This is a genomic window from Streptomyces sp. NPDC001530, from assembly GCF_042894545.1.
In the GTDB taxonomy this organism is placed as follows: Bacteria; Actinomycetota; Actinomycetes; order Streptomycetales; family Streptomycetaceae; genus Streptomyces.
This window is the reverse complement of sequence record NZ_JBIAVS010000001.1, coordinates 321,615-337,332: the sequence shown is the minus strand read 5'-3', so window position 1 is coordinate 337,332 and position 15,718 is coordinate 321,615. Positions and strand designations below refer to the sequence as shown.

Below are 15,718 nucleotides of genomic sequence, written 5' to 3'. Positions count from 1 at the left end.
CCCGTGTCCCCAACTGGCGTCCGTATCACCGCGGTCGACACCTACGACATCCGGTTCCCCACCTCGCGCGAGCTCGACGGCTCCGACGCGATGAACCCGGACCCCGACTACTCGGCGGCGTACGTCGTACTGCGCACCGACGCCGCCGACTTCCCCGAGGGGCACGGCTTCACCTTCACCATCGGGCGGGGCAATGATGTCCAGGTCGCCGCGATCGACGCGCTGCGGGGGCATGTGGTCGGACGGTCCGTCGACGAGCTGTGCGCCGACCCGGGCTCCCTCGGCCGGGACCTGATCGGCGACAGCCAGCTGCGCTGGCTCGGACCCGAGAAGGGCGTGATGCACATGGCGATCGGCGCGGTCGTCAACGCCGTATGGGATCTGGCCGCCAAGTGCGCGGCCAAGCCGCTGTGGCAGCTGCTCTCCGACGCCGAGCCGGAATGGCTGGTGCGCCAGGTCGACTTCCGCTACATCACGGACGCCCTCACGCCCGAGGAGGCGCTGGAGCTGCTGCGCCGCGGGAAGGCAGGGGCCCAGGAGCGCACCGCCCGGCTCGTCGAGCGTGGCTTCCCCGCCTACACCACCTCGCCGGGCTGGCTCGGCTACAGCGACGAGAAGCTCACCCGGCTCGCCGCCGAGGCCGTCACTGACGGGTTCACGCAGATCAAGCTGAAGGTGGGCGCGGATCTCGCGGACGACATACGCCGCTGCCGGGTCGCCCGTTCCGTGGTCGGCCCGGACATCCGCATCGCGATCGACGCCAACCAGCGGTGGAACGTCGACGAGGCGATCACCTGGACGCGGGCCCTCGCCGAGTTCGACCCCTACTGGATCGAGGAGCCGACGAGCCCCGACGACGTCCTCGGGCACGCTACCGTCCGCAAGGCCGTCGCCCCCGTGAAGGTCGCCACCGGAGAGCACGTCCAGAACCGCATCATCTTCAAGCAGCTGCTCCAGGCCGGCGCCATCGACATCCTGCAGATCGACGCGGCCCGCGTCGGCGGCGTCAACGAGAACCTCGCCATCCTGCTCCTCGCGGCCAAGTTCGGCGTGCCCGTCTGCCCGCACGCGGGCGGCGTCGGGCTGTGCGAACTCGTCCAGCACCTCTCGATGTTCGACTTCGTGGCGCTGTCCGGCACCACCGACGACCGGGTCATCGAATACGTCGACCATCTGCACGACCACTTCCTCGACCCCGTGGTGATCCGCGAGGGTCACTACACGGCACCCTCCGCGCCCGGCTTCTCGGCCGCCATGCGACCCGAGTCGATCGCGCGGTACACCTACCCCGGCGGAACCTTCTGGACCGCCGACCTCGAGACGAACGACAAACCCGACAAGAAGGGCCAGGCGGCATGAGCGACTTCGAGGGCCTGCGGGCCCTGGTGACGGGCGGCGCCTCCGGCATCGGCCGGGCCACCGCCGAGCTCCTCGCCGCGCGCGGCGCGCAGGTGGCCGTCCTCGACCTCGACCCGTCGTCGGTCGAGAAGCCCCTGCTCGGCTACCGCGCCGACGTCACCGACGACACGTCCGTACGGGAGGCAGTGGCCGCGGCGGCCGCGGACCTCGGCGGTCTCGACGTACTGATCAACAACGCGGGCATCGGCGCCCAGGGCACCGTCGAGGACAACGACGACGAGCAGTGGCACCGGGTCCTGGACGTCAACGTCCTCGGCATGGTCCGTACGGCCCGCGCCGCCCTGCCCCGGCTGCGGCAATCCGCGCACGCGGCCATCGTGAACACCTGCTCCATCGCCGCCACCGCCGGGCTGCCCCAGCGCGCCCTGTACTCCGCCTCCAAGGGCGCCGTCCTCTCCCTCACCCTCGCCATGGCCGCCGACCACGTACGCGAGGGCATCCGCGTGAACTGCGTGAACCCCGGCACGGTCGACACACCGTGGGTCGGCCGGCTGCTCGACGCGGCCCCCGACCCGGCCGCCGAGCGCGCCGCGCTGGAGGCCCGCCAGCCCACCGGTCGCCTCGTCTCGGCAGCCGAAGTCGCGGGCGCCATCGCCTATTTGGCGAGCCCACTGTCCGGCGCGACCACCGGCACGGCGCTCGCCGTCGACGGCGGGATGCAGGGACTGCGCCTGCGCCCGGTGGGCCAGTGAGCACGCTCGGCAGCAGCGGCGTCGAGGTCAGCGAACTGTCCTTCGGCGCCGCGGGCATCGGCAACCTCTTCACCGCGGTCACCGACGAGCAGGCGTACGAGGCGGTCGACGCGGCCTGGGCGGGCGGCATCCGCTCCTTCGACACCGCACCGCACTACGGCATCGGCCTTTCCGAGCGACGCCTCGGCGCGGCCCTGCGCGAGCGGCCCCGCGCCGAGTACACGGTCTCCACCAAGGTGGGCCGCCTGCTGGAGCCCACGGACGCGGGCGGCGACGACCTGGCCGACGGCTTCGCCGTGCCCGCCACGCACCGCCGCGTCTGGGACTTCAGCGCGGACGGCGTACGACGCAGCCTGGACGCCAGCCTCGAACGGCTCGGCCTCGACCGCGTGGACGTCGTCTACCTGCACGATCCGGACGACCACGCCGAGCAGGCCTTCCGCGAGGGCTACCCCGCCCTGGAGAAGCTGCGCTCGCAAGGCGTCGTCGGCGCGATCGGCGCGGGCATGAACCAGGCCGAGATGCTCACCCGCTTCGTCCGCGAGACGGACGTCGACGTGGTGCTGTGCGCCGGCCGCTACACGCTGCTCGACCACCAGGCGCTGACCGAACTGCTGCCCGCCGCCCAGGACCGCGGCACGTCCGTCGTCATCGGCGGCGCCTTCAACTCCGGTCTGCTGGCCGACCCGCGGCCGGGAGCGACGTACAACTACACGACCGCACCGGCCGAGTTGCTGGACCGCGCCCTGCGCCTGAAGGCCGTCGCCGAGCGGCACGGCATCACGCTGCGCGCCGCCGCCCTGACCTTCCCGGCCGCCCACCCGGCCGTCGCGAGCGTCCTGGTCGGCGCCCGCTCGGCGGACGAAGTCCACGACTGTGTACGGCAGTTCGCGACCCCCGTGCCCTTGGAGTTCTGGAGGGAACTGATCGCGGAAGGACTGCTGCCCGCCACTGCCCCCGTACCCGTACAGGAGCCGTCATGAGAGTCGCGCTGCACACCAAGGTCCGCGCGGACCGCGTCGCCGCGTACGAGGCCGCGCACCGCGAGGTGCCGGCCGAGCTGACCGCCGCGATCCGCGCGGCCGGAGCCAGCTCCTGGACCATCTGGCGCAGCGGCACCGACCTGTTCCACGTCCTGGAGTGCGAGGACTACGGGCGGATGTTCGCCGAACTGGAGAAGCTGCCGGCCAACATCGCCTGGCAGGCCCGTATGGCCGAACTCCTCGACGTCGTCCACGACTACTCCGACGAGGGCGCGGGCGCCGGCCTGCCCGTCGTGTGGGAGCTGCCGTGAGCGTGGACGCGCACCACCATGTGTGGGATCTCTCCGTCCGCGACCAGGACTGGATCACGGGACCCGAACTCCAGCCGCTGCGACGGAACTTCACCCTGGCCGATCTCGAACCGGAGGCGCGGGCCGCCGGGTTCGACCGCACGATCCTGGTGCAGACGATCACCGTGCCGGAGGAGACCCCCGAGTTCCTCGCCCTCGCGGAGGAGAGCGAACTGGTGGCGGGAGTCGTGGGGTGGACCGACCTGACCCGACCGGACGTGGCCGACGAACTGGCGCGGCTGCGGGAGCTGCCGGGCGGCCGGTACCTCAAGGGCATCCGTCACCAGGTCCAGGGCGAGCCCGACCCCGAGTGGCTGCTGCGCGCGGATGTGCGCCGGGGGCTGGCCGCCGTGGCCGAGGCAGGGCTCGTCTACGACCTGGTGGTCGTGCCGCACCAGCTGACGGCCTGCGTCAAGGCGGCTGCGAGCCTGCCCGAACTCACCTTCGTCCTGGACCACTTGGGCAAGCCGCCGATCGCTTCGGGCGAACGCGAACCGTGGGCGTCCGACGTCCGGGCGCTCGCCGCGCTCCCCAACACCGTCTGCAAACTCTCGGGCATGGTCACCGAGGCCGCCCCCGCCGCATGGACGACCGACACACTGCGCCCGTACGCCGACACGGTCCTGGAGGCCTTCGGTCCCGGCCGCCTGATGTTCGGCTCCGACTGGCCCGTGTGCACGCTGGCTGCGACATACGGCCAAGTCGCCGCCATCGCGGGGGAGTTGACGGCAGGTCTCGGCTCCGGCGAGAGCGAGGCCGTCTTCTCCGGCACCGCCGCCCGCGTCTACGGGATCTGCCCCACGCCTCCCTCGGGCCCCAGCCGTGTCGCACGTGCTGGGGGCGGCGGCGCGCCGTGAGGCGGCGCGTGCACCGGGTCACTCCGCACGCCCGCGCGCCGGGGCTGGCTCCGGTGCGGCAGGGCGGATTGAGTGAACCATGCCCTTCACCACAGGCACAGCTCCCGGAGCGGTTCCCGGCCTGGGCCACATATGGCCCCTGATGCGCGGCCCCATCGACTTTCTGACCTCGCTGCCCGAGCACGGCGACCTCGTGGCGATCAGACTCGGGACGACCCGGGTGTACGTGCCGTGCCACCCCGAACTGCTCCGGCAGACCCTGACCGACGACCGCACCTTCGACAAGGGGGGCAAGTACTACGACCGGGCCCGTGCGATGGCGGGAAACGGAGTGGCCACCTGCGCTCACAAGGACCACCGCCGACAGCGCCGCATGCTGCAACCCGCCTTCCAGCACACGCAGTTGGAACACTACGGGGCGGCGATGGAGGAGGAGATCGCCGCCGTGACCGACTCCTGGGGCGACACCCAGGTGATCGACGCGTACAGCTCGCTCTACGCCCTGGCTCTGCGCACCGTGACCCGTACGCTCTTCGCGGCCCGGGTCGACGAGGAGGTCGTGGAGGGCGTCCGGCACTCCTTCGACGTCGCGTTCAGCGGTTTCTTCCGGCAGATGTTCCTGCCGCGCGGCGTCCTGAACCTGCCGTTGCCGGCCAACCGCCGCCACCAGCGGGCACTGCGGCACCTCAACGACACCGTGGAACGGGTCGTCGCGGACTTCCGGCGCGATGAGCACGACGAGCGCGATGGACGTGAGCAGGCGGACGAGCGGAACCTGCTGTCGGCGCTCCTGGCCGCCGACCCGGAGGATCAGGAGATCCACGACCAGGTCATCACCGTGCTGGCCGCCGGCAGCGAAACCGTGGCCTCCACGCTCACCTGGGCCCTCTACCTGCTGTCCCAGAACCCGGCGCAGGAACTCCGACTCCAGCAGGAGGTCGACACCGTCCTCGACGGCCGACCGGGCGGCTGGAGCGACATCCCGCGCCTGCCCGGCGTCCACCGGGCCGTCAACGAGACCATCCGTCTGTATCCCCCGGGCTGGCTGTTCACCCGTGTGACGACGTGCGACGTGGAGCTCGCGGGAACGCGGCTCAAGGCGGGCACCACCGTCGTGATCACTCCCGTTCCGGTGCACCGCAACACCGGCATCTATCGGCATGCCTCGGACTTCGACCCCGAGCGCTGGCTCCCGGACCGTGCCGCCTCGCTGCCGCGCGGCGCCTTCGCGGGCTTCGGCACGGGACCGCGCAAGTGCCCGGGCGACGACTTCGGCGTGGGCGAATGCGTCCTCGCGCTCGCGGCGATCGTGAGCCGGTGGCACATCCGGTGCGAGCCGGACGCGGACACCCGACCGGTACCCCTCGCGGCCTTCTACCGCCCCCGCAGACTTTCCCTGCGACTGACCCGGCGGGAGGCGCGCCATGCCTGACCGCAGGCGCGCGGTGGTCGTGGGCGGCGGCTACGCCGGACTGGTCACCGCCCGCGTCCTCGCCGACCGCTTCGACGAAGTGACCGTCATCGAACGGGACAGCGTCGCCCAGAGCCCGAACCCGGCCCACCGCAAAGGAACTCCGCAGAGTCGCCACCCCCACGCGCTGCTGGCCCGTGGCGCGCGGATCCTCCAAGAGCTGTTTCCCGGGCTGCGCGAGGAGTTGTCCGAGGCAGGCGCACCCCTGTCGGACTTCGGGTGCTTTCCGATGCTCTACCCCACGGGCTGGTCACCGAGCGTCCGCACGGCACTGGCTCTGCAGACCTTCAGCCGGCCCTTGCTGGAAGCCGCGCTGTGCCGCCGGGTGATGGCTCGTCCGACGGTCACCGTGCTCGACGAGACCCAGGTGGAAGGACTGGTCCTCGACCAGCGGCACCGATGCGTCACCGGAGTACGGATCAGTGGGCACACCGTGCGCTCCGCCGATCTCGTGGTCATTGCCACCGGCCGCCATGGGCGTGCGCCCACCTGGCTGACGGACGTCGGGCTGCCCGAGCCCGACATCCTCGGCGTCGACGGGAAACTGTCGTACACCTCCCGCGTGTACCGACGGGATCCGGTCGCCCGGCCGGACCTGCGGGCGTCGGTACAGGCCACCCTCGCGCCGACGGCGCGGCGCGGAGGCGCCGTCACCGCGATCGAGGGCGACCGATGGCTGGTCTGCCTGTTCGGGGCGGACGGCGAGGCGGCCCCCACGGATCCGGAGGGCTTCGGCGCCTACGCCGACTCCCTGGCCAACCCCCATGTCCGCCATGTCGTCCGGGAGTGCGAACCGCTCGGCGAGCTCTACCGATACGGCGGACTCGGGGGACGGTGGCACCGCTACGACCGACTGCGCCCCTGGCCGGGCGGACTCGTCGTACTCGGTGACGCGCTGTGCAGCCTCAACCCCCTGTACGGGCACGGTATGACCGTCGCCGCACTCCAGGCGCAGCTGCTGGCCCGGGCACTCGACGCCGGTGGACACGACCGCCGTGGACTGGACCGGGCCTGCGCGGCCTTCCAGCGCCGCTCGCCCCGCACGCTGCTCCTGCCCTGGTACCTGTCCACCAGCCTCGACCTGGGCTGGCGGACCGGAGACGTACCCCTCGCCGCCGACCTTGCCCGCCGGTACCTGCACCACCTCCTGCGACGGATCCCGGACGATCCCGAGCTGTACCGGAGGTTCCTGAACGTCCAGCACATGGTGGCCACACCGCTCACCCTGCTCGCACCGCCCGTCCGTCTCCGGCGAAGGGGTGCCCGACCATGACCGGCCGTCTCGACGACCTCGACGTACTGGACACCCGCCCCGACCCGGGCCACATCCTCTATGCCTTGCCGTTCCGCGACGCCACCGATCATCAGATACTCGATGTCCTGGCGATCAACTGGGCCGACGGACAAGGTCTGTTGGAGGACCCCGGGGCGCGCGAGCGACTCAGCGGCGCCCGTGTGGGCGACCTGATCGCCCGCTCCTATCCCGGGCTTCGCACGGACCGGGCGGCCACGCTCGCGGGCTGGTTCGCCTGGCTCTTCGTCATCGACGACTACCACGACAGGAGCGAGGACCTGGCACGGAACGACCAGGAAGAGCGCACCCGGCTGTCACGAGGACTCGCGCACCTCTGGCATGGGGTCGCGCCACGGCAGAGCTCATGGTGGCGTACTCGGTTCCTCTCCCATGTCGGGGATTTCCTCACGGCTTTCCGGTACGAGGACATCAACCGGCGCAAAGGATGCGTACCGTCACTCGGCGCATACATGCAGCTGCGCCGTGCGTCGGGCGGCATCACGCCATGTCTCGACCTTCTGGAATACGCCACCGGCCTGGAAGTTCCGCCGGCCCTCCATGACACCGGCATGCTGCGGACGATGTTCGACAACGCCGCCGACGTCGTCGTATGGGTCAACGACGTGGTGTCCCTGAAGAAGGAACTCGCCATGGGGGAGACGAACAACGGCGTACTCGTCGTCCAGCGAGAACTCGATCTGAGCCTGCAAGAGGCGGTGCGTCACGTCTATGGGCGCGTCGCCCGGGACATCCGGGAATTTCTGGAGGCGGAAAGGGAATTGCGGCGCGCCTGCGCGTATGGGGCGGAGGTCTCCGACGGCGAACGCGCCGCGCTCCTCTCGCTGATCATCGGAATGAAGGCATGGATGCGCGGCAATCTCGACTGGTCGACCCGTGCCGAGCGGTACGCGAACCCATAGGGCCGTCTAGCCTCGATCTTGCGTGAGGGTCCCTGGACGGAGTCGGTGGACCCTTTCGCCTTCCAGGGCAGGCCGGTGGCCCGGCTGTCGCGTCGGGTGGGCGCCGGGTTTCCACTGCTCGGGGTGGGGTGGTGCTGCCGTCGGGACGGGAGGTCTGCTGGTCAGCCCGGGTTGGGCAGGAGCGCGAGTCGTTCGAGGGCGGCTGTGATCTCGCCTGTCCAGGGCCAGTGGCGGGTGAAGCGGAGGATGCGGCGCCGGCCGGTGGTGACGAGCTGGGCGGCCGCGGAAAAGAGACGGAACCGCAGTCGGCGGGTTTCCCAGAGCCGGGCTGTGCAAGTCAGGGCGAGCATGGGCATCCGGGCCAGCAGGTCGAGTGCGATCTGAACGATCTCCAGCCAGACCCTGTTCTGCGCGGTGATGTGCAGGGGCAGGTTGCGCAGTCCGGTGGTCCTGGCGGCCCGGATCCGGTCTTCCGCTCGGGCGCGCAGCCGGTGACGGAGCTCGAGCTCAGCGATCGGCCGGTCAGGGGTGTTGGTCGCGAAGCAGGTGATCCGCATGCCGTCCGCGTCCGTGATCCTCAAGTGCCTCCGGCGGTGGCGGGAACAAGGGCCTCAGCAATCCTCATTCTCGCTGGTCAGAGGCACTTTCTGCTTTCTTGACCACCAGTCGGACAGCCCGCCTTGTGTAAGCGCGAGGCTAATTCAGCCGTCAGTTCTTCTTCAGCTCCTCGGCGAGCATCACAAGGATGCCGCTGGGACCGCGGAGGTACGTGAGCTTGTAGACGTCCTCATAGGTCGCCACACCGCGAAGCGGACGGCATCCGTGCTTTGCGGCTGTCTCAAGGGCTTTGTCGATGTCGTCGACTGAGAAGGCGACGCGATGCATGCCAATCTCGTTGGGACGAGTGGGCTTCGACTCGATCGCTTCGGGGTGGATGTACTCGAAGAGCTCAAGGCGACCGTGACCGTCTGGCGTCTGGAGCATCGCAATGTTGGCGTGATTGCCATCAAGGCCGACGGCGGTGTCGGTCCACTCACCACTGACCGTGTCACGGCCGACGACCGTGAGGCCGAGGTCGGTGAAAAAGGAGATCGTTGCTTCGAGGTCGCGAACGGCGATGCCGACGTTCTCGAGTTTGATGGCCATGCGTTGCATGCTACCGAGCCGGGCCGATCGGGTGCTGTGCCCTGGTACTCGGCTGCGTCCTTGCCGGACCTGTCCACCGGCGTCCGGAGCGTGGTTGCCCGCCAGCGACCAGACCCGGTTGCGCACCTCGGACCGTGCGGACCGGATGGCTTGCAGGGCCTTCTCGCCGGAGGCGGTAAGGACGTCGATCAGGGGGGAGACCGTCGGGTCGGAGGCGACCGGGCCGAAGACGGCCGGCTCGCACCGCAGCATCGCGACATCTGCGAGGCAGTCACCGCCGAGCGCGACCGCCAGGGCGACGTCCAGGAGGACCTTGTCCTGCGGACCGTCTCGACCAGCAGTACCGCACCGGCTTGCGAAACCACTCCGCGACCGCCGCCCTCGACGCGGACACGCGGGTGGGGCCCGATACGCTTCTTCATCTGGAAAGCGCCTGCGACGGTGGCGGGAACAAGGGCCTCAGCAATCCTCATTCTCGCTGGTCAGAGGCACTTTTTGCTTTCTTGACCACCAGTCGGAAAGCCCGCCTCGTGAAAGCGCGAGGCTAGGACCGGATGCGACGCTCGGCCTCCGTCTCCAACCGTATCGGCGGCAGGAAGTCACGCACATACGTCCGATGCCAGCACGCGCCGGTCTCCCGCAGCTCGCGCCAGGTCGTGTACCGGTAGCGGAAGAGACGGGCGCGGACGTAGTGGGGCGGGGTGTCGGCGGGGAACGGGGAGCGGCGCAGCAGGCGCAGCGTGTCGCGGTCGTTCTCCAGGAGCCGCTCCACCAGACCCGTGAACCACAAACCGGCGTACGCGGGGGACAGCGCCGCGAACCACATCAGCCAGTCGAGCCGCAGATGGTAGGGCGCGAACTGGCGCGGCCAGTACCGTGGATCGCCCGGCTTGCCCTTGAACTCGTACTCCCGCCACTCCGCCTCCTCGTACGGCATGGCGTCCGTGGTGCCCTCGACGACCACCTCGTAGCGCACCCGGCTGACGCTGCCGAACGCGCCGTAGGTGTTGACCAGATGGAGTGGGTCGAAGGAGCGGTTCATGACCTGGCGCCGGGAGAGCAGATTGCGCGCCGGGCGGTAGCTGAGGGCCAGCAGACCCGTGGCCACGGCGAGGACCACGACCTCGTACCAGAGCGGCGGAGCGGCCACGTGCGGGGGAGTGGTGGGGAACTCGACCGCCGACAGGGCCACCACGATGGTGATCCAGTTCAGCCAGGAGAAGTTGCCGGACAGGACCAGCCACAGCTGGGTGAGGATCATCAGCGAGGCGGCGGCCGTCGCGATGGGCCGCGGCGTGAACAGCAGGACGGGCACCACGAGTTGGGTGAAGTGATTGGCGGCTACCTCGACCCGGTGGAACGGCTTCGGGAGATGGTGGAAGAACCAGCTCAGCGGCCCGGGCATCGGCTGCGTTTCGTGGTGGTAGTACAGACAGGTCAGCTTCCGCCAGCAGGCGTCGCCCCGCATCTTGATCATCCCGGCGCCGAACTCGACGCGGAACAGCACCCAGCGCAGCAGGAACAGCACGACAATCGGCGGAGCCACCTCGTCGTTGCCGAGGAACACCGCGAGGAAGCCCACCTCCAGGAGCAGGGACTCCCAGCCGAAGGAGTACCAGGTCTGGCCGACGTTGACGATCGACAGATACAGCGCCCACGGCACGAGCCACAGCACCATCGCGCTCCACAGCGGCAGTTGCGCGTCCAGGCCGGCGATCAGCGCCACCGACACCGCGCAGCCCGTCCACGCCCAGGCCGCGTAGAAGCGGTCCGAGTAGTGCAGATGGAACACGCTCGGCGCGTCGCGGAACCGCACGCGCGCCACGAAGCGGGGGACCGGCAGCATCCCGCGCTCCCCGGTCAGCGCACGGAACTGCAGCGCCGCGCCCAGGAACGCGACGAGATACACGACGGCCAGCGCCCGCTGGAAGACCAGCCGGCTCAGCCAGTACTCGGGGGCGATGAACCATTCCATGGCGAGTCGCTCCTCTCCCTTCCATTGTGACGCTGGGTGACCGCCTCCGCTTGCGTCAGCCATCTGGCCGACGCAGACAATGGTGGGCGAATTGCCCGGGATGAACGGGAGAACGTGGTGCACAAACCCACCAGAACCCTAGTCACGGCCTGTGTGCTCTCGGCGGCGCTCCTCGTCGCCGGGTGCGGAGGCGACAACCAGAAGGACCAGGTGGCCTCCGGCGGATCCGGCGGTGAGCTCTTCCTCCAGCCCGTCGCCGCCCAGGGCCCCGACCCCTTCACCGAGTCCACGGCGACTACGCCACCCGTCACCCGAATGCCGCAACCGAAGTCCACCGGCGCCGCCCCCGACGCGCGTTCCTTCTCGGGCGCCACGCCGGGCCTCTACGGCGGTACCCAGAACGTCGGCAGCTGCGATGTCGAGAAGCAGATCGGGTTCCTCACCGCGGACCGGAGCAAGGCCCGTGCCTTCGCCCAGGCCTCGGGGATATCCGAGGCCGCCGTCCCGGGCTTCCTGCGCGGTCTGACCTCGGTCGTGCTGCGCGCCGACACGCGGGTCACCGACCACGGGTTCAGGGACGGACGGGCGACCAGCTTCCAGTCCGTGCTCCAGGCAGGCACCGCCGTCCTCGTCGACAACCGGGGCGTACCCCGGGTCCGCTGCGCCTGCGGCAACCCGCTGAACCCGCCCGCCGCGCTCCGGGGGAACCCGGGCACTCAGGGCGAGTCCTGGTCCGGATACCGGCCCGCCGAGGTCGTCGTGGTGACCCCGGCGCCCACCGTGATCACCAACATCACGATCATCAGCGTCGTCAACAACACCTGGATCGAGCGCAGGATCGGCGACGACGGCCACCACGACCACGTCGTCCCGCCGCCCGACGACGGGACGCGGACCCCACGCCCGCACGACTCGTCCTCCGGTGACTCCCCGCGCGAGGCGAGCCCGCGGCCCGACGACTCGGCGTCCGACTGCGCCACGCCCACGGAGACGGTGACCGGCACGCCGGGGGCGACCGAGAGCGCCCCCGGCGAGACCGCGGACTCCGACATCCCGCTGTCCGACACGGCGAGGCTCGAGTCCTCGGCCCACCCGTCGAGGGACTCGGCGGACGAGCCCTTGGCCCACCCGTCGAGGGGCCCGGCCGAAGAACCCTCGAAGTGCGCCACCGCCACCGTCACGGCCCCGCCGACGACGCAGCCCGGGGGCACGCCGGCCCCCTCGGACGGGACCCCGTCGAGCGAGCCCCCTTCGGCCGCGACTCCGTCGAACGAGCCGCCGTCAGCCCAGAGCACCGCTCCGGGGACCGACACGACCGCCCCGGGTGAGGACCGGTCCCCGTCCGGCGAGCCCGCGTCGCCGCTCGACCCGTCGGAGGGGTCGAGCGGCACCGGGAGCGAGGACATCGGCCCCGACACCGTCCCGGAGAGCCCCGACGTACCCGACGGCGGCGGTCTGATCCCCGACGACTCGGCCACCTCGGACAGCATCTTCGACGCCCCGACCGACGTCTTCGACAGCTGAGCTCACGCTCGGCGGGGAGCCCGGAGACGGGCTCCCCAGAAGTCGAATAATCGAGCAAACCCTGGCAAGGTAGCTCCATGGTTGATCGGGGAGCGAGTGCCCTGTCACTCCCGGACGACTGGCCCGCCCACCCGGATCCGATTCTGGCGCTCAACCGCATGGGCAGCTTCGACTGGGACCTGGACACCGGTCTGTTCCATATGGACGCCCTGGCCCACGAGATCTTCGACCTGCGTCGCGACGAATACGACGGTCACCCCGAGAGCCTGGCCGTGCGGGTGCCCCGGCCGGAGGGCTACCGACTCGACGCCGTGGTGTCCCAGGCCATGAAGGACGGCAGCGAGAACTACGGCGCCTACTTCCGCATCCGCCGCCGCGACGGATCCCTGCGCTGGACCCACACCCAGGGCTGCATCCGCCGCGACGAGACCGGCAGACCGCGCCGGATCATCGGCATCGTCCGCGACGCCACCGACGAGCTGAGCGAGAGCGCGGCGCGCCGCGAGCAGACCGCCCAGGCCGAGGCCCGGCGCCAGCAGACCAACGTCGTGCAGATCACCACGGCGGCGCTCGCGCACGCCCGCACCGTCCAGGACGTCATCGACGTCCTGGAGGACACCCACGGCCTGACCCACCTCGGGGCGACGAGCCTGGTCATGGGCCTGGTGGAGGCCGGCCGCATCCGCATGGTCGCCGCGGGCCCCGAGGACAGCTACGTACCCGGCACCCGGGTCACGCGCCTCGACGCGCAATACCCGATGAACGAGGTCGTACGGACCCTCGCGCCGCACTTCATCGAGTCGCCGGAGGAGTTCGCCGCGTCGTACCCCCTGCTGTGGCCGAACATCACCGACCTGCACATCACCTCGGCCGCGTATCTGCCGCTCATCGTGCAGGCCAGGCCCATCGGCGCGATAGGCCTGCTCTACAACGACCGGTACGGCTTCTCCGCGGAGGAGCGCAACGTCCTCGTCGCGCTCGGCAGCAGCATCGCGCAGAGCCTCCAGCGGGCCATGTTCTACGAGCAGGAGAAGGACCTCGCGCAGGGCCTCCAGCAGGCCATGCTGCCGCGCTCCATCCCCGGCGTGCCCGGCGCCGACATCGCCGTCCGCTACCGCTCCGCCTCCCTGGGCCGGGACATCGGCGGCGACTGGTACGACGTGATCCCGTTGCCCGGCGGCCGGGTCGGCGCCGTCATCGGTGACGTCCAGGGCCACGACACGCACGCCGCCGCCGTCATGGGCCAGCTGCGCATCGTGCTGCGCGCCTACGCCGCCGAGGGCCACACCCCCGCCACCGTGATGGCCCGCGCCTCGGTCTTCCTCGACGAACTCGACACCGACCGCTTCGCGACCTGCCTCTACGCGGAAGCCGACATGTCCACCGGAGTGGTCCAGCTCGTGCGCGCGGGCCACATCGACCCGCTGATCCGGCAGACCGACGGAAGCTGCCGCCGACTGGCTGTCGAGGGGGGACTGCCGCTCGGTCTGTCCGCCGAGTTCGACCGCCTCGAATACCCGGTCGACACCGTCGAGCTCGACCCCGACCAGATCCTGCTGTTGTTCACCGACGGCCTCGTCGAGCAGCCGGGCATCGACCTCGACGACGGCATGCACACGCTCAAGCAGCTCATCCGCTCCGGCCCGGACGACGTCCGCGACCTCGCCGACCGGCTCATCGACGTGGCCGAGGAGCGCGGTGGCGACGACGACGTCGCGCTGCTGCTTCTGCGCCGCTGCGGCCTCACCGACCAGCGGTCCGGCGGACGGCTCCAGCAGCACGTCGGCCCCGGCGACCCCGAGGCGCTCATCGAGGCCCGGCACATGATCCGTGCCGCGGTCCGTGCCTGGGGCGCCGGCGAGCGCGCCGACGAGATCGAGCTCGTCGCCGACGAACTGATCACCAACGCCCTGATGCACACCGAGGGCTCCGCCATCGTCACCCTGCGCGTCCTGGCCGGCCCCGACCGCAGGCTGCGCACCGAGGTCGAGGACTCCTCCAGCGCCCTGCCGCGCCGTCGCGAGGCCGGCGAGTCCGGGGTCTCGGGCCGCGGCCTCCTCCTCGTCGACCGGCTGACCGACGTCTGGGGCGTGGAGGCCCGCGGCGGTGGCAAGTGCGTGTGGTGCGAGTTCATCGTCCCGGACCGGGGCTGACCACCGGTGCACCGCGGGTGGTCGGTGGTGGGGGTGGTGTTGTCGGTGCCGGGTGGCACTCTGGACCTATGCCGGAACTGCCCGAGGTCGAGGCGCTCAAGGACTTCCTGACCGACCATCTCGTCGGCCGTGAGGTCGTGCGCGTGCTGCCCGTCGCCATCAGTGTCCTGAAGACGTACGACCCGCCCGTCACCGCCTTCGAGGGGCGCGAGGTCACCGCCGTGCACCGGCACGGCAAGTTCCTCGACATCGAGGCGGACGGCCTGCACTTCGTGACGCACCTGGCCCGCGCGGGCTGGCTGCACTGGAAGGACACGCTGCCCGACGGACCGCCCCGCCCCGGCAAGGGCCCCCTCGCGCTGCGCGTCGCGCTCGCGACCGGCGAGGGCTTCGACCTCACCGAGGCCGGCACCCAGAAGCGGCTCGCCGTGTACGTCGTACGGGACCCGGCGGAGATCCCCGGCGTCGCCCGCCTCGGCCCCGACCCGCTCGCCGACGACTTCGACGAGGTGCGGTTCGCCCAGCTGCTGGAGGGCGAGCGGCGCCACCTGAAGGGCGCTCTGCGCGACCAGAGCCTGATCGCGGGCGTGGGGAACGCGTACAGCGACGAGATCCTGCACGCCGCCAAGATGTCACCGTTCAAGCTCGCCTCCTCACTGACACCCGAGGAGACACGACGCCTGTACGAGGCGCTGCGCGCCACGCTCACCGAGGCCGTCGAGCGCTCCCACGGGCTGGCCGCCGGGCGACTGAAGGCGGAGAAGAAGAGCGGACTGCGGGTGCACGGCAGGGCGGGCGAGCCCTGCCCGGTGTGCGGCGACACCATCCGCGAGGTCTCCTTCAGCGACTCCGCGCTGCAGTACTGCCCGACCTGCCAGACGGGAGGGAAGCCACTCGCGGACCGCCGGATGTCCCGTTTGCTCAAGTAGCCGTG

The 15,718-nt window shown here is 70.7% G+C and carries 12 protein-coding genes and 1 pseudogene; 11 read left to right on the top strand and 2 right to left on the bottom strand.

Annotation, left to right across the window (positions count from 1 at the left end):
- The first annotated feature begins 3 nt into the window (after positions 1–3).
- The 8 genes from ACFY0T_RS01590 (at position 4) to ACFY0T_RS01555 (ending at position 7,986) form a co-directional block, all read left to right on the top strand.
- Positions 4–1,359, top strand: a complete 1,356-nt coding sequence (locus ACFY0T_RS01590; protein ID WP_388863732.1) for an L-fuconate dehydratase — start codon at positions 4–6, stop codon at positions 1,357–1,359.
- Positions 1,356–2,111 carry an SDR family NAD(P)-dependent oxidoreductase gene (locus ACFY0T_RS01585; RefSeq protein WP_388863730.1) on the top strand — a complete coding sequence of 252 codons (756 nt, stop codon included), beginning with the start codon at positions 1,356–1,358 and terminating at the stop codon, positions 2,109–2,111. Before ACFY0T_RS01590 ends, ACFY0T_RS01585 begins: the two co-directional genes overlap by 4 nt.
- Positions 2,108–3,094: an aldo/keto reductase gene (locus tag ACFY0T_RS01580; RefSeq protein WP_388863728.1), complete on the top strand. Its 987-nt coding sequence runs from the start codon at positions 2,108–2,110 to the stop codon at positions 3,092–3,094. Before ACFY0T_RS01585 ends, ACFY0T_RS01580 begins: the two co-directional genes overlap by 4 nt.
- Complete coding sequence (locus ACFY0T_RS01575; RefSeq protein WP_388863726.1) at positions 3,091–3,405, top strand: L-rhamnose mutarotase; 315 nt, start codon at positions 3,091–3,093, stop codon at positions 3,403–3,405. The genes ACFY0T_RS01580 and ACFY0T_RS01575 overlap by 4 nt, the downstream gene beginning before the upstream one ends.
- Positions 3,402–4,301, top strand: a complete 900-nt coding sequence (locus ACFY0T_RS01570) for an amidohydrolase family protein (protein WP_388863724.1) — start codon at positions 3,402–3,404, stop codon at positions 4,299–4,301. The genes ACFY0T_RS01575 and ACFY0T_RS01570 overlap by 4 nt, the downstream gene beginning before the upstream one ends.
- A 79-nt stretch (positions 4,302–4,380) precedes the next feature.
- Positions 4,381–5,733 (top strand): cytochrome P450, encoded by a 1,353-nt coding sequence (locus ACFY0T_RS01565; protein ID WP_388863722.1) that lies wholly within the window; start codon positions 4,381–4,383, stop codon positions 5,731–5,733.
- Complete coding sequence (locus ACFY0T_RS01560) at positions 5,726–7,045, top strand: FAD-dependent oxidoreductase (protein ID WP_388863720.1); 1,320 nt, start codon at positions 5,726–5,728, stop codon at positions 7,043–7,045. The genes ACFY0T_RS01565 and ACFY0T_RS01560 overlap by 8 nt, the downstream gene beginning before the upstream one ends.
- On the top strand, positions 7,042–7,986 hold the full coding sequence (locus tag ACFY0T_RS01555; protein WP_388863718.1) for a hypothetical protein: 945 nt from the start codon (positions 7,042–7,044) through the stop codon (positions 7,984–7,986). Before ACFY0T_RS01560 ends, ACFY0T_RS01555 begins: the two co-directional genes overlap by 4 nt.
- A gap of 161 nt (positions 7,987–8,147) precedes the next feature.
- On the opposite strand, the pseudogene ACFY0T_RS01550 reads toward ACFY0T_RS01555, so the two are convergent.
- Both ACFY0T_RS01550 and ACFY0T_RS01545 read right to left on the bottom strand, forming a co-directional pair.
- Positions 8,148–9,554: pseudogene (locus ACFY0T_RS01550) on the bottom strand (transposase).
- Positions 9,555–9,676: 122 nt separating this feature from the next.
- Complete coding sequence (locus tag ACFY0T_RS01545; protein WP_388863716.1) at positions 9,677–11,107, bottom strand: lipase maturation factor family protein; 1,431 nt, start codon at positions 11,105–11,107, stop codon at positions 9,677–9,679.
- Positions 11,108–11,224: 117 nt separating this feature from the next.
- Between ACFY0T_RS01545 and ACFY0T_RS01540 the strand changes: the two genes are divergently transcribed.
- The 3 genes from ACFY0T_RS01540 to ACFY0T_RS01530 all read left to right on the top strand — a co-directional run bounded on the left by ACFY0T_RS01540 (position 11,225) and on the right by ACFY0T_RS01530 (position 15,713).
- A complete protein-coding gene (locus tag ACFY0T_RS01540; protein ID WP_388863714.1) occupies positions 11,225–12,631 on the top strand; it encodes a DUF6777 domain-containing protein in 1,407 nt (468 codons plus the stop codon).
- Between the two features lie 77 nt (positions 12,632–12,708).
- Complete coding sequence (locus tag ACFY0T_RS01535; RefSeq protein ID WP_388863712.1) at positions 12,709–14,784, top strand: SpoIIE family protein phosphatase; 2,076 nt, start codon at positions 12,709–12,711, stop codon at positions 14,782–14,784.
- A 68-nt stretch (positions 14,785–14,852) separates the two neighbouring features.
- Positions 14,853–15,713, top strand: coding sequence for an Fpg/Nei family DNA glycosylase (locus ACFY0T_RS01530; protein ID WP_388863710.1), 861 nt, complete (start codon positions 14,853–14,855; stop codon positions 15,711–15,713).
- Positions 15,714–15,718 lie beyond the last annotated feature (5 nt).

What these genes read in the sequence shown, in the direction of transcription:
- ACFY0T_RS01585 (WP_388863730.1), top strand. Translation starts at nt 1,356, where the DNA reads ATGAGCGACTTCGAGGGCCTGCGGGCCCTGGTGACGGGCGGCGCCTCC.
- ACFY0T_RS01575 (WP_388863726.1), top strand. Translation starts at nt 3,091, where the DNA reads ATGAGAGTCGCGCTGCACACCAAGGTCCGCGCGGACCGCGTCGCCGCG.
- ACFY0T_RS01565 (WP_388863722.1), top strand. Translation starts at nt 4,381, where the DNA reads ATGCCCTTCACCACAGGCACAGCTCCCGGAGCGGTTCCCGGCCTGGGC.
- ACFY0T_RS01560 (WP_388863720.1), top strand. Translation starts at nt 5,726, where the DNA reads ATGCCTGACCGCAGGCGCGCGGTGGTCGTGGGCGGCGGCTACGCCGGA.
- ACFY0T_RS01555 (WP_388863718.1), top strand. Translation starts at nt 7,042, where the DNA reads ATGACCGGCCGTCTCGACGACCTCGACGTACTGGACACCCGCCCCGAC.
- ACFY0T_RS01545 (WP_388863716.1), bottom strand. Translation starts at nt 11,107, where the DNA reads ATGGAATGGTTCATCGCCCCCGAGTACTGGCTGAGCCGGCTGGTCTTC.
- ACFY0T_RS01535 (WP_388863712.1), top strand. Translation starts at nt 12,709, where the DNA reads ATGGTTGATCGGGGAGCGAGTGCCCTGTCACTCCCGGACGACTGGCCC.
- ACFY0T_RS01530 (WP_388863710.1), top strand. Translation starts at nt 14,853, where the DNA reads ATGCCGGAACTGCCCGAGGTCGAGGCGCTCAAGGACTTCCTGACCGAC.